Source organism: Alistipes sp. DJF_B185 (genome assembly GCF_964250025.1).
GTDB lineage: Bacteria > Bacteroidota > Bacteroidia > Bacteroidales > Rikenellaceae > Alistipes > Alistipes finegoldii.
Window position 1 is genome coordinate 122,032 of sequence record NZ_CAXUDY010000007.1, and the last position, 12,864, is coordinate 134,895.

Annotated in this window: 12 protein-coding genes and 1 tRNA gene; 3 read left to right on the forward strand and 10 right to left on the reverse strand. The window is 58.8% G+C overall.

All coding sequences use genetic code 11. The annotated features are described in order from the left end of the window. Window positions 1–355: 355 nt before the first annotated feature. From ACESTR_RS10810 to def, 3 genes are read left to right on the forward strand one after another with little or no spacing between them, the layout of a single operon-like run. The gene (locus tag ACESTR_RS10810; RefSeq protein WP_009598779.1) at window positions 356–1,900 is read left to right on the forward strand and encodes a glycine--tRNA ligase; all 1,545 of its coding nucleotides are present in this window, start codon (window positions 356–358) and stop codon (window positions 1,898–1,900) included. Window positions 1,901–1,910: 10 nt separating this feature from the next. Next, window positions 1,911–2,324, forward strand: a complete 414-nt coding sequence (gene ruvX, locus ACESTR_RS10815) for a Holliday junction resolvase RuvX (RefSeq protein WP_009598783.1) — start codon at window positions 1,911–1,913, stop codon at window positions 2,322–2,324. Continuing rightward, the gene (gene def / locus ACESTR_RS10820; protein WP_009598912.1) at window positions 2,321–2,866 is read left to right on the forward strand and encodes a peptide deformylase; all 546 of its coding nucleotides are present in this window, start codon (window positions 2,321–2,323) and stop codon (window positions 2,864–2,866) included. Before ruvX ends, def begins: the two co-directional genes overlap by 4 nt. Window positions 2,867–2,949: 83 nt before the next feature. Here the strand turns inward: def and ACESTR_RS10825 are convergent, their stop codons facing one another. The 10 genes from ACESTR_RS10825 to ACESTR_RS10870 all read right to left on the reverse strand — a co-directional run bounded on the left by ACESTR_RS10825 (window position 2,950) and on the right by ACESTR_RS10870 (window position 12,835). Continuing rightward, window positions 2,950–3,534: an outer membrane beta-barrel protein gene (locus ACESTR_RS10825; protein WP_009598916.1), complete on the reverse strand. Its 585-nt coding sequence runs from the start codon at window positions 3,532–3,534 to the stop codon at window positions 2,950–2,952. Between the two features lie 518 nt (window positions 3,535–4,052). Then, window positions 4,053–4,520: an outer membrane beta-barrel protein gene (locus ACESTR_RS10830; RefSeq protein ID WP_009598827.1), complete on the reverse strand. Its 468-nt coding sequence runs from the start codon at window positions 4,518–4,520 to the stop codon at window positions 4,053–4,055. 189 nt (window positions 4,521–4,709) lie between these two features. Then, window positions 4,710–7,439 carry a pyruvate, phosphate dikinase gene (ppdK, locus tag ACESTR_RS10835; protein WP_009598846.1) on the reverse strand — a complete coding sequence of 910 codons (2,730 nt, stop codon included), beginning with the start codon at window positions 7,437–7,439 and terminating at the stop codon, window positions 4,710–4,712. A gap of 172 nt (window positions 7,440–7,611) precedes the next feature. Then, window positions 7,612–8,562 (reverse strand): hypothetical protein, encoded by a 951-nt coding sequence (locus ACESTR_RS10840; RefSeq protein ID WP_373179295.1) that lies wholly within the window; start codon window positions 8,560–8,562, stop codon window positions 7,612–7,614. A 10-nt stretch (window positions 8,563–8,572) separates the two neighbouring features. Continuing rightward, window positions 8,573–8,800, reverse strand: coding sequence for a helix-turn-helix domain-containing protein (locus tag ACESTR_RS10845; RefSeq protein WP_014774453.1), 228 nt, complete (start codon window positions 8,798–8,800; stop codon window positions 8,573–8,575). A 356-nt stretch (window positions 8,801–9,156) separates the two neighbouring features. After that, entirely contained in the window at window positions 9,157–10,473 is a 1,317-nt protein-coding gene (mnmA, locus tag ACESTR_RS10850; protein WP_373179297.1) for a tRNA 2-thiouridine(34) synthase MnmA, read from the reverse strand. A gap of 15 nt (window positions 10,474–10,488) precedes the next feature. Next, a complete protein-coding gene (locus tag ACESTR_RS10855) occupies window positions 10,489–11,154 on the reverse strand; it encodes a ribosome maturation factor RimM (RefSeq protein ID WP_373179298.1) in 666 nt (221 codons plus the stop codon). A gap of 212 nt (window positions 11,155–11,366) precedes the next feature. Continuing rightward, on the reverse strand, window positions 11,367–11,921 hold the full coding sequence (locus tag ACESTR_RS10860) for a 30S ribosomal protein S16 (RefSeq protein ID WP_014774449.1): 555 nt from the start codon (window positions 11,919–11,921) through the stop codon (window positions 11,367–11,369). 188 nt (window positions 11,922–12,109) lie between these two features. Next, window positions 12,110–12,183, reverse strand: a tRNA-Arg gene (locus ACESTR_RS10865). 268 nt (window positions 12,184–12,451) lie between these two features. Further along, the gene (locus ACESTR_RS10870) at window positions 12,452–12,835 is read right to left on the reverse strand and encodes a response regulator (RefSeq protein WP_195291613.1); all 384 of its coding nucleotides are present in this window, start codon (window positions 12,833–12,835) and stop codon (window positions 12,452–12,454) included. Between the last annotated feature and the right edge of the window lie 29 nt (window positions 12,836–12,864).

The window sequence follows — 12,864 nt, forward strand, 5'->3', positions numbered from 1 at the left end:
AAGTTTTACGATTCCCGTCATTGGTTGATTTGGGTCTTTTCACCTGTTGCCGGACACAAAAGCGCGGACCTGTTTCCACATCCGCAAGTGGGGTATTGGACGACCCGTAAGGTAGAATGATGGAATATGCCCGCGCTGAAAAACAGCGAGAGCATCAACCTTTGTTCCTTACCTTACGCGAAAGTGTCCAATTTTCACCTGCAAGAAAAAAGCCGATGCGCTTTTTATGTCTCGTATGTCGGCCGCCCTCGCAGGCCGCCGTGACAAATATAGAAATAAAATCGCAACAGAACGGCTTAATTTCCATTTATTTTGTACTTTTGTAATTCGGAAAATAATTTAAAAACCAAATACGATGACACAGGAAGAACTCTTCAAAAAGCTGATCGCCCACTGCAAGGAATACGGATTCGTATTCCCGTCGAGCGAAATCTACGACGGTCTGGCTGCGGTGTACGACTACGGACAGAACGGCGTGGAGTTGAAAAACAACATCAAGCGCTACTGGTGGGATTCGATGGTCAAGCTGCATGAGAATATCGTGGGCATCGACGCCGCGATCTTCATGCACCCCCGTACGTGGGAGGCTTCGGGACATGTCGGCGCGTTCAACGACCCGCTGATCGACAACAAGGACTCGAAGAAGCGTTACCGTGCCGACGTGCTGATCGAAGACTGGCTCGCCAAGCAGGACGAGAAGATCGAGAAGGAGGTGGAGAAAGCCCGCAAGCGTTTCGGAGAGACTTTCGACGAAGCCAAGTACCGCGAAACTTCGCCCCGTGTTGCCGAGACGGCCGCCCGGCGCGACGAGATGCACAAGCGTTTCGTCGAGGCGCAGAACAGCGGCGATCTGGGCGAGCTGCGCCAGATCATCGTGGACTGTGAAATCGTCTGCCCGATTTCAGGTACGCGCAACTGGACCGAGGTGCGTCAGTTCAACCTGATGTTCTCGACCCAGATGGGCTCCACGGCCGAGGGCGCCAATACGATCTACCTCCGTCCCGAAACGGCGCAGGGCATCTTCGTGAATTTCCTGAACGTGCAGAAAACCGGACGCATGAAACTGCCGTTCGGTATCGCGCAGATCGGCAAGGCGTTCCGCAACGAGATCGTCGCCCGTCAGTTCATCTTCCGCATGCGCGAGTTCGAGCAGATGGAGATGCAGTTCTTCGTGCGCCCCGGCGAGGAGATGAAGTGGTGGCAGGCATGGAAGGAGACCCGTATGGCATGGCACCGCGCGCTGGGCTTCGGCGACGACCGCTACCGTTTCCACGACCATGAGAAGCTGGCGCACTATGCCAATGCCGCGACCGATATCGAGTACAACTTCCCGTTCGGCTTCAAGGAGGTCGAAGGCATTCACTCCCGCACGGACTTCGACTTGGGCAACCACCAGAAGTTCTCAGGCCGCAAGATCCAGTACTTCGATCCCGAAACGGGCGAGAGCTATGTACCCTACGTGGTCGAGACGTCGATCGGCGTGGACCGCATGTTCCTGCAGGTAATGTCTGCAGCCTATACCGAGGAGCAGCTCGAAGGCGGCGACTCGCGCGTCGTGCTGCGTCTGCCTGCGGCGCTGGCCCCCGTGAAGGTCGCCGTTCTGCCGCTGGTGAAGAAGGACGGCATGCCCGAAGTGGCGCAGAAGATCGTGGACCTCTTGAAATACGATTACAACGTCGTTTACGACGAGAAGGATTCCGTCGGCAAGCGTTACCGCCGTCAGGACGCCGTCGGCACGCCGTTCTGCGTGACCGTGGACGGTCAGACGCTCGAAGACAACACCGTGACGGTGCGTCACCGCGACACCATGCAGCAGGAGCGTGTTGCGATCGACAAGCTGCCCGCGCTGGTCGAGGAGGAGTGCTCCTACCGCAAGCTTTTCCGGAAGCTGAATCTGTAATCGCTGATCCGTGGGCCGCATCCTCGCCATAGATTACGGGACGAAGCGTACGGGAATCGCCGTGAGCGATCCCCTGCGGCTGATCGCCGGGGGGCTAGAAACCGTCGAAACGAAGGGACTCGAAGCGTGGCTGGCAAAATATTTCGCCGCGGAAGACGTTACTACGATAGTAGTGGGCAAGCCGACGCAGATGGACGGCACGCCTTCCGAAACGTGGCGTTTCGTCGAGCCGCTGGCAGCCCGGCTGCGCAGGGCCTATCCCGATAAGGAGGTGGTCTTTTACGACGAGCGTTTTACCTCGGTGCTGGCGCACCGCACGATGCTCGAAAGCGGTATCGGCAGGATGGCCCGGCGCAACAAGGCGTTGGTGGACAAGATTTCCGCCACGATTATTTTACAAAGTTATATGGAGTTTAACAAATGATTTATCCGATTGTCATATACGGGAACGAGGTGCTTCGCAAACAGTGCGAGGAGATTGCGCCCGACTATCCCGAAGTGAAAAAACTTGTCGAGGACATGTTCCAGACGCTCGGCGAAGCCGAAGGCGTCGGACTGGCCGCGCCGCAGATCGGCAAGGCCATTCGTCTGTTCATCGTCGATTGCACGCCGTGGGGCGAGGACGATCCCGAATGCGCCGACTACAAGCGTGCCTTTATCAATCCCGAAATCTACGCTTTTTCGGAGGAGAAGAAGACCTATAACGAAGGGTGTCTTTCCTTTCCGGGCATCCATGCCGATGTGCCTCGTTCGCTGGCCATCAGGATGCGTTATCTCGACGAAAACTTCGTCGAGCACGACGAGGAGTTCCACGGACTGAAGGCGTGGGTCATTCAGCACGAATACGACCATATCGAAGGCGTGGTCTTCACGGACCGCATCTCGCCGCTGCGTCGCAATCTGCTGAAAGGCAAGTTGCTGAACCTTGCCAAGGGAAAGTACCGTGCGGCCTATAAGACCAGATGATTCCGGCATTGTGCCGTACCGCATGAAAAAGCGGATCCCGACATCGGGATCCGCTTTTTGCATGTGTTATGCAGGTGCGTTTGTCAGAATCTGTACGCGGCGCCGACGTATACCACCAACGGGTTCGAACGGTCGCTGTCAAACATAGGCTCGTACTTGAGACCTGCGGAGATGTTCCAGCGGTGGGCGACGTTGAAGTCGAAACCTGCGCCGACACTCATGCCGACCGCCCAGTCCTTGATGTCATTGGCCACGATACCTACCTGCGGGAATACGCCCCACCAGTCGGCGATCTGGAATACGTAGTGTGCGTCGAAGTTGATGTCTACGGAGCTGTCTTTTTCCGTCAGTACATAGATCGACGGCTCGATGCGCCAGTGCGAATTGAAGCTGTAGCGGTAGTAGGCGCCGATACCGACCGAGGCGTCGTCCGTGTTGGTGTAGAAATTGACACGCGGACCCACCGCACTGCGGTAATCGGAGGGCGTGCCGCGGTAATTGCCGGCCTGAGCCGCATTGTTGTTGTAGGTCTGAGCCGCGTTGCGGTAGTTGTTTGTCTGAGCCGCATTGCGGTAGTTGTTGGTCTGAGTGTTGCGGTAGGTGTTGTCCTGAGCGGACGCTGCCCAAGCAAACAATGCCGCAACCGAGATGAGAAGAATTTTTTTCATAATTTTCAGTTAAATTTTATGTATTAATAAGTGGTTGTCAGTCATTTAATTCATATCTCCGGATTCGGAAAGCTTCCCGAACCGCCTTTCTTCCATTGCCTTAACGGCGTGCAACACTCGTGCCGCGATCGGTTGCCGCCGGAATTTGTGCGCGACCGGAGGTGAAAAACCGTCCCGCACCGGAGGGCTGCGAAGCTCTCCGGAAGGGTTTTCAGGTCGCGGAATCCGGCCGATTTGCTGTATTTTACGGCGGACGGGCCGTGCGTTCTGTTTTGCTTGCGGGGGCTTTTGGCCGGGTGTTGAAAAATGTACGGCTCTCCGCCGCTGCAGCTCGTCGTCTCCGCTGCCGTCTCCGCTGCCGTCGTCACCGCCGTTGCAGCAGTCACCGTCGCTCGCCGCATTGTTGTACGTTGGCTTTCGTGGCGGGCGGCAGCAGGTTGCGGCGTTCGCGGCGGGACATGAAAAATCCCGGAGACCTCGTCGAGGTCTCCGGGATACGTTTTCCGGGTTGCGCCGGATTAGAACTTGTAGGTTGCGCCGATATTGATGAGAATCGGATTCTTGTGGTACTCAGCGGTCTGGATCATCCACTTGAAGCCTGCCGAGAGGTCCCAGTTGCGGGCTACCGAGAAGTCGGCGCCGCCGCCCAGATTGATGCCGCACGACCATCCGCCGATATCGTTGGCGCTCAGACCCGCCTGCGGGTAGATATGCCAGTCCGGGGCGATATTGAAGAGGTACTGCACGTCGGCGCTGATGTCCACCGAGCAGAATTTCTTGCAGATGGCCATGATGCCCGATTCCATGCGCCAGTTGTCGGTGAAGCTGTAGCGTCCGCTGGCTCCGATGCCGAAGATGGCGCCGTCGGCGCCTGTATTGGTATATACGCCGATTTTGGGTCCCACTGCCCAATTGCCCGGAGTTTGTGCTGATACGGTTGTCACTGCGAATAATGCGACGATTGCCGCAAAAAACATCTTCTTCATGTTCTGTTATTTTAATTCAACAAAAAAGTTGCGTGTTATACTGTTTGCCGATAGCAAATATACAAAACTTATCCGCTTTCGCCAAACATATTCAACGAACCGGACTTTTTTTCCGCTGAAAACGAAAGCCTGCGGCTTTCATGCCGCAGGCTTTCGTTTTCGGATATTCCGGCCGTAACCGGAGGAATGCTACTTCTCGTTGAGCGCGGCGTGTGCGGCCGCCAGACGTGCGATGGGCACGCGGAACGGCGAGCAGCTCACGTAGTTCAGCCCTGCGTAGTGGCAGAACTCGACCGACGAAGGTTCGCCGCCGTGTTCGCCGCAGATGCCGCACTTGAGTTTTTCGCGGGTCGAACGGCCCTTGAAAACGGCTTCGCGGATCAGCTGGCCCACGCCGTTGCGGTCGAGGATCTGGAACGGGTCGTTCTTGAGGATGCCCTTTTCGAGGTAAACGGGCAGGAACTTGCCGATGTCGTCGCGCGAGAAGCCCAGCGTCATCTGCGTCAGGTCGTTGGTGCCGAACGAGAAGAACTCGGCAACCTCGGCGATCTGGTTGGCCGTCACGGCGGCGCGCGGAACCTCGATCATCGTGCCGACCATGTAGTCGATCTTGTCGTTACGCTCGGAGAACACCTGCTCGGCCGTCGCGTCGATGATGCCTTTCTGGTAGCGCAGCTCCTTGTGGTTGCCCACGAGCGGAACCATGATCTCGACGTGTACCGGAATGCCCTGCGCCTTGACGTTCATGGCGGCCTCGATGATGGCGCGCGCCTGCATCTCGGTGATTTCGGGGTAGGTGTTGCCCAGACGACAGCCGCGGTGTCCCAGCATCGGGTTGAACTCGGCCAGCGACTCGACTTTGGCGACGATTTTCTGGAGGGGTACGTTCATCTCCTTGGCCATCTCCTGCTGTCCCTTCTCGTCGTGCGGCACGAACTCGTGCAGGGGCGGGTCGAGAAGACGTACGGTCACGGGGAAGCCGTTCATGGCCTTGAACAGACCCTCGAAGTCGCCGCGCTGGATCGGCAGCAGCTTGGCCAGCGCCACGCGGCGTCCGGCTTCGTCGTCGGCCAGAATCATCTCGCGGATGGCCTTGATGCGGTCGCCTTCGAAGAACATGTGCTCCGTGCGGCAGAGGCCGATACCCTCGGCGCCGAATGCGAATGCCTGCAGGGCGTCCTTGGGGGTGTCGGCGTTGGCGCGAACCTTCAGCACGGCGTATTTGCCCGCAAGCTCCATCAGCTGGCCGAAATCGCCGCTCAGGTCGGCGGCCATCGTGGCTACCTGACCCAGATAAACCTCTCCCGTCGAGCCGTTGAGCGAAATCCAGTCGCCCTCCTTCACGGTGAAGCCGTTCACGCGGATCGTGCGGGTTTTATAGTCGATCTCCAGCTCGCCGGCGCCCGATACGCAGCATTTGCCCATGCCGCGTGCGACGACGGCCGCGTGCGACGTCATGCCGCCGCGTGCGGTCAGGATACCTGCCGCGTCAAGCATGCCCTTGAGGTCCTCAGGCGAAGTCTCGATGCGGACGAGGATCGCTTTCTGGCCCGACTCTGCGAGGATCTTCTCGGCGTCCTCGGCGAAGAACACCACCGGACCCGTAGCGGCTCCCGGCGATGCGGGCAGACCCTTGGTGATGACCTGCGCATTGGCGATGGCCTTCTTGTCGAATACGGGGTGCAGCAGCTCGTCGAGTTTGGCCGGCTCGCAGCGCAGCACGGCGGTGCGTTCGTCGATCAGACCTTCGCGGAGCATGTCCATCGCGATCTTGACCATGGCGGCGCCGGTGCGCTTGCCGTTGCGGCACTGGAGCATCCACAACTTGCCGTCCTGAATCGTGAACTCGATGTCCTGCATGTCCTTGAAGTACTGCTCCAAGTGGCGCTGAATCTCGTCCAGCTCCTTGTAAACCGTCGGCATGACCTCTTCGAGCGAAGGGTATTTCGTGCGGCGCTCCTCCTCGGAGACGTTCTGGGCCACGGCCCAGCGCTTCGAGCCTTCGATGGTGATCTGCTGCGGGGTGCGGATGCCGGCCACGACGTCCTCGCCCTGCGCGTTGATCAGGTACTCGCCGTTGAAGAGGTTTTCACCCGTCGCGGCGTCGCGCGAGAAGGCTACGCCCGTCGCCGAGTTGGCGCCCATGTTGCCGAATACCATGGCCTGCACGGTAACGGCCGTTCCCCACTCTGCGGGGATGTTGTTGAGCTTGCGGTAGAGGATGGCGCGCTCGTTCATCCACGAGCCGAACACGGCGCATACGGCTCCCCAGAGCTGATCCCAAGGGCATGCCGGGAAATCCTCGCCGGTCTGCTTCTTGACGGCGGCCTTGAAGTTCTGCACCAGCTCCTTCAGGTCGTCGGTCGTCAGGTCGGTGTCGTTCTTGACGCCGCGCTTCTCCTTCTGCTCCTCGATGATGACCTCGAACGGGTCGTGGTCCTCTTTCGATTCGGGCTTCATGCCCAGCACCACGTCGCCGTACATCTGTACGAAACGGCGGTACGAGTCCCATGCGAAGCGGGGGTTGCCCGTGCGCTTGGCGACAGCCTCCACGGCCTGATCGTTCATACCCAGATTGAGGATCGTGTCCATCATGCCGGGCATCGAGGCGCGTGCGCCCGAACGGACCGAAACCAGCAGCGGCATCTCCTTGTCGCCGAACTTCATGCCGGTCAGTTTCTCGATATTCTGCATCGCCCGCTCGACTTCGGGACGGAGCATCTTGATGACCGCCTCCTTGCCGTGGGCATAATATTCCGCACATACTTCGGTGGTGATGGTGAATCCCGGAGGAACGGGAATGCCGATGAGGTTCATCTCCGCAAGGTTGGCACCTTTGCCGCCGAGCAGTTCACGCATTTTGCCGTTGCCTTCGGCTTCCTTGTTGCCGAAGGTATAGACTCGTTTTACGTCTGCCATAATTTTTTTTCTTGGTTAATTTAATGATATGTAAATTTATAAAAATTTTTAGCTAATCTCTTCCCCTACAGACGAAAATTGCGGTGACATCGCTGTTACCGCCTCGTCGAAGAATCCTATTTGCCGTTGGGAATGCGAATATAGGAAAACTTTTCTGAAATTCCAAAAAATTCTACTCCAAGTAAACGAATACCGGCAGGGCGTAGCCGAAGCCGCCCCGGTAACGCCGTCTCTCGTAGGTCGGCAGCGGGTTACCCGTCTTGGGATCAAGCAGATAGCGACGGGCGAAAACGTCGCCGCCCGGACACCTCAGCGCGGTGTCGGCCAGAATGCGGTCGCGCATGAGCCAGCCTCCGCGGCGGCGGACGTTGCCCCGGCCCAGCCGGGCCGGCCGTTCGAGGGCGTCGCGCAGTCCGTATGCCGCCGCGTCGAGCGACGCGGTGCGCCCCAGAACGATCAGCTTCACGCCGGGGCGTTCTTCGCGCAGGTCGCGGACGACCCATTCGGCCATGCGCGTGTCGCTGCACAACACCAGTCCCACGGTGTCGGTGCGCGACGGGCGGACCGGGCGGCCGGTTGTGCGGCGGGTGCGCGGGGCGGGGAAGCGCAGGGTGCCTTCGATGTAGAGATAGCGGCGTCCCGGCTCCTCGTAGTGGGGATCGAAGAGGTCGCCGTAGTAGAGCAGTGCGAAATCCATGCCGTCGAGCGAGTTAAGCGTGCAGTGCAGGTAGCTGTAGTCGCCCCGGCAGGCCGCCGCGATGTCGCGCACGACCGCTTCGTTTTCGACGCTCCACAGCGCGACGAGCGGCATGCGCATCGAGTCGATGACGGCGGCCGTGCGGGCTATCTTGCGGCGGTAGCGTTCCGTGTCCCACGCGAGACGGCCGCCGGGCGTGTAGTCGCTGTCGTCGTAAAAGAGCGCCGGTATGGTGTCGTAGAGGTGGTCGAGGTCGCAGTAGGCGATGCCGATGCGGGGCTGGGCGAGGGCGCAGCGGATGCCGGAGAGGAGGAGCGCTGCGAGAAGAAGCGTGCGGAACGGCAGGAGCGGACGTTTCCCGGATCGGTATTTCGGTCCGGTCCGGGGACGGTGCTTGGTGGCTGATGCCGTGCGGTGCGGGAACATGGGCCGAAGGTCAGATCGGTTCTTCGGGCAGAAACTTGCGCGGCGAACAACCCAGAAATTTGGCGATCTCGTTGATGTGGATTATGTTGTATTTTGTGTTATACTTCGGACTTTCGACCTGACCGACAAAACCGCGCGAAACGCCGATCCCAAAGGACAACATGGCCTGAGATACTTTCTGAGCCCTTCGTTCGCGTCGAATGGCGTCGATTACGTATAGGTCGATCGCTGTTTTCACAATGTACGTTTTTCGGATGTAAAACTAAAAAACGTGCCATTGTGAATGACCGCTTATACCTAAGCAATACTTATCTATGTCTAAGTGACCTTCCGGCTCTCGCCGGGGCATAAAAAAGACGGAGGAAAAAACCTCCGTTGCCGTATATCTCCCTGATGCCGTTCCCCGATGCCGATTACGGGGTCTGCAAAGCCGCTTTTTCGAACTTCGTCTTTGCGTATGCCCCCTTGAACGAAAGGTAGTAGGTCCTGAAATCTTCGATATTCATAGGCTGAACGTTTGATTGGAGTCGGAATTATCCCGATGTTTTTCCGGTGTGCGGCACGCAGCGGCGTTTGGCAGCTGCGGGGACGCGGTCATTCGGAGATTACGCCCGAACCCGCCAGCTCGTCGCCGTCGTACCATGCGGCGAACTGTCCGGGCGTGATGCCCCGCTGGGGTTGGTCGAAGAGGATGTAGGCGCCTTGGTCGCGCATGAAGAGCGTTGCGTCTTGAAGGGGCTGGCGGTAGCGGATGCGGACGCTGAAGCGGGCGCTCTGTCCGGGCGAGAGGGCGCGTGCGGGATTGACCCAGTGGATTTCGCCGGGAGCGATGTGCAGCGCCGGACGCCACAAACCGGGATGGGCGTCGCCCTCGCCGACGTAGATGACGTTCTGCGCGGTGTCGGTCGCAAGGATGAAGAGCGACTCCCGGCGGCCGCCGATGCCCAGCCCCTTGCGCTGGCCGATGGTGTAGAAATGCGCACCGTTGTGCTCGCCGATCTTCTTGCCGTCGCGTACGGTGTAGCGCCACGGGGCGGCGAGGACGGTAAGGCGTTCGGTCGAAGGTTCGCCGTCGGTTCGGGCGACTTCGGCATCCGCTGCAGCAGGTATAGCGCGGTTTTCGGTCGAAAGCGTGCTGTTCGTCCGGGCGTCTGACGTACCGGGGCCAGCGGCGTTTTCGGCTTTGGCCGGGGCTGCGGCCAAAGCCCGGTCGTATTTCGGCCACGAAGGGAGGATCTCGTGGACGTTGCCCTTTTTCGAAGCCAGTTTCTGCTGGAGGAAAGCAGGCAGGTCCACCTTGCCCACGAAGCAGATGCCCTGCGAATCTTTGCGCTTGGCGGTGGCGAGTCCCTGCTTAGCGGCGATGCGCCGTACTTCGGGTTTCAGCAGATCGCCGATCGGGAACAGGGCGTAGCGCAGCTGCTCCTGCGAAAGCTGGCAGAGAAAATAGCTCTGATCCTTGTTGGGGTCGGCGCCAGCGAGCAGCTTGAAGACCGTCCGTCCGTCGGGAAGGAGCTCTTCGGCCTTGCGGCAGTAGTGGCCCGTGGCGACGAAGTCCGCGCCCAGCTTGAGGGCTTCGCGCAGAAAGACGTCGAACTTGATTTCGCGGTTGCACAGCACGTCGGGGTTGGGCGTGCGGCCCTTTTCGTACTCGGCGAACATGTAATCGACCACGCGCGTGCGGTAGTCGGCCGAGAGGTCCACGATGCGCAGCGGAATGTCGAGCCGTTTGGCGACCAGCTCGGCGAAAATCCGGTCGTCGTGCCACGGGCAGTCGCCTTCGAGCGTGCCCGTGGTGTCGTGCCAGTTGATCATGAAAAGCCCCGTGACGTCGTGCCCCTGCCGTTTGAGGAGATACGCCGCGACGGACGAATCCACGCCGCCCGATAATCCGATTACTACATGTGCCATATTGTCTTGAAAATCTTATAGGTCGATCAGCCCTTCGGGCAGGATCATCTTCATCGTGCGCCCCTCGAAGTCGATATGGGCGATGAACTCCTCGGCGGCGGGGACCAGCACCCGGCGGCCGCCGATTTCCAGCTCGAAGAGCGGGTTGGCTTCGCTGTCATAATAGTCCGCGACCCTGCCTGCGAATTGTCCGGCAGGGGGCGTGCCGTCGCCGGCGGCGGTGCCGGCGCTGTTGGCGTTGGCATTATCGTTGCTGCCGCCTCTGCTGCCGTCGTCGTTGCAGGTGTCGTTGTTTGCGTTGTTGCCATCGTCATTTCCGCCGTTTCCGCCGTTTTCCGTGCCGCCGTGCCGTATCTCGAAGCCCGTAACGGCGAATCCGATCAGGTCCTCCATGTAGAATTCGTCGTCATCCTCCTCGTCGAACCGGATGCGGAATTCGAGGCCGAGCAGCTCCTGCGCCCGGCGTTCGGTGTCGAAGTCGGCGAATGCGGCGACGGCGCCTGAGGCTCCGCGGCGTTCGAAACGTTCGCACCAGAGCGGCACTTCGAGGGCGTCGATGGTGACCAGCAGCGGGATGTCGGTGTCGAAATCCGCGGGGAAATCGGCGTAAAGCGACAGCATCACTCCGCCGTCGGTGCCGAAAAGCTTGTTGATTCTGCCTGCGGGTATGGAAACGCTCATGTCGGTTCGGTTTACGGTGTTTTATCCTCCGCATCGCGTGGAGCGTGCGATTCTCGCTCGTCCGGCGGTGCGGCAGGGGGACTTTCCATGCGTGGCGTGGCGCTGCGGGGCGTGCCGCCCGGCCGGAAAGAGTTTACAAAAGTAATGAAAAAAACCGGTAAATCTCCCGCGTTGGGAAATTTACCGGGATTCCGGAAAGAAGCGTTCTGCGCTTATTCTGCGGCGGGAGCTTCGGCTTCGCCTTCAGCGGGTGCTTCTGCGCCCTCTGCGGCAGCGGCCTGCTCGGCCTCCTTGGCGGCAGCTTCGGCTGCGGCCTTCTTCTCGGCGATGGCCTTTGCGCGCTCCTCCTTGACTTTGGCTTCGGCGGCCAGACGGGCCTTTTCGGCCGACTTGGCATCCGCTTCGAGCTTGTTGCCCTTAGCCTCGATCTTACCGGCCTTCTCGGTCATCCATTTGTTGAAACGAGCTTCGGCTTCGGTCTCCGAGAATGCGCCCTTGGCGATACCGCCCAGCAGGTGCTTCTTGTATAATACGCCCTTGTACGAGAGAATTGCCCGACAGGTATCCGTAGGTTGTGCGCCTTTCTGCAACCAGCCCAGTGCTTTCTCGAAGTCCAGGTCGATCGTAGCAGGATTCGTGTTGGGGTTGTAGGTACCCAGCTTCTCGATAAATCTACCATCACGTGGCGCCCTGCTATCTGCGGCAACGATGTGATAGAAGGCGTAACCCTTCTTACCATGACGTGCCAGACGAATTTTAACAGCCATTTTGCTATAAAATTTTGTTGTAATTAATAAAAAACGCTCACCCACTTTGGGCTTTTAAGCCTGCAAATGTAGGCAAAATATTCCGCCCGGCAAAATAAATTGCGGAAAAATGCGCGCGGAAGGCTGTTTTATGGCGTTTTCGATACGGATGAAAAAATGCCGGGCCGCATTTGCGGCCCGGCGTCGAGTGATCCCGGCGGGATTCGAACCCACGACCGACAGCTTAGAAGGCTGTTGCTCTATCCAACTGAGCTACGAGACCATGTCGATTTTCGGGTGCAAAAGTACGAAATTCCGAAGTATCTACAAATTTATTTCGTGTTTTCTTGTTTTATCTGCATCGGACGGCCGGCGTTTTATTCCGGACCGGGCGTCTGCGGAAGCGCCGCTGAGCCTTGTAAAAACAAGCCGGACGGTCTGTCCGGCTTGTTTTGAGTCTTGTGCGGAGCGCCGGTTTTCGGGCGCCGGCCCGCTGGAGACGGTGTGGGTGTGAGGCGGATTTGCGACGGCTGTTCCCGGACCTTCTCTGCTTATTTGTTCAGGTATTTGTCCAGATACATTTTCAGTTCGCGCGGCATGACGGGTTTGGTGATGAATCCGTTGCATCCGGCTTCCTCGGCAGTGCGGCGGTCGGTGTCGAAGGCATAGGCCGTTTGCATGATCACGGGCAGTTCGGCCGTGTAGCGGCGAATCTCCTTCAGCGCCTCGATGCCGTCCATGACGGGCATTTTGATGTCCATCAGTATTGCGTCGGGCTTGTGCTCCATGGCAAAATCGACAGCCTCCCTGCCATTCTTGGCCCATAGCAGATCGTACTCTTTTTTGAGTATTATTTCCAGAAGCTTGTAGTTGCTCTCGACATCTTCCGCTATCAGAATCAAGGGTTTCCGTACGTCGGGATTGTTGTCTGTCATTGTGTTTGTTGTTGGGATGTGTGCAAATA

Coding starts and splice junctions, on each gene's coding strand:
- ACESTR_RS10810 (WP_009598779.1), top strand. CDS start 356: ATGACACAGGAAGAACTCTTCAAAAAGCTGATCGCCCACTGCAAGGAA.
- def (WP_009598912.1), top strand. CDS start 2,321: ATGATTTATCCGATTGTCATATACGGGAACGAGGTGCTTCGCAAACAG.
- ACESTR_RS10825 (WP_009598916.1), bottom strand. CDS start 3,534: ATGAAAAAAATTCTTCTCATCTCGGTTGCGGCATTGTTTGCTTGGGCA.
- ACESTR_RS10830 (WP_009598827.1), bottom strand. CDS start 4,520: ATGAAGAAGATGTTTTTTGCGGCAATCGTCGCATTATTCGCAGTGACA.
- ppdK (WP_009598846.1), bottom strand. CDS start 7,439: ATGGCAGACGTAAAACGAGTCTATACCTTCGGCAACAAGGAAGCCGAA.
- ACESTR_RS10840 (WP_373179295.1), bottom strand. CDS start 8,562: ATGTTCCCGCACCGCACGGCATCAGCCACCAAGCACCGTCCCCGGACC.
- mnmA (WP_373179297.1), bottom strand. CDS start 10,473: ATGGCACATGTAGTAATCGGATTATCGGGCGGCGTGGATTCGTCCGTC.
- ACESTR_RS10855 (WP_373179298.1), bottom strand. CDS start 11,154: ATGAGCGTTTCCATACCCGCAGGCAGAATCAACAAGCTTTTCGGCACC.
- ACESTR_RS10860 (WP_014774449.1), bottom strand. CDS start 11,921: ATGGCTGTTAAAATTCGTCTGGCACGTCATGGTAAGAAGGGTTACGCC.
- ACESTR_RS10870 (WP_195291613.1), bottom strand. CDS start 12,835: ATGACAGACAACAATCCCGACGTACGGAAACCCTTGATTCTGATAGCG.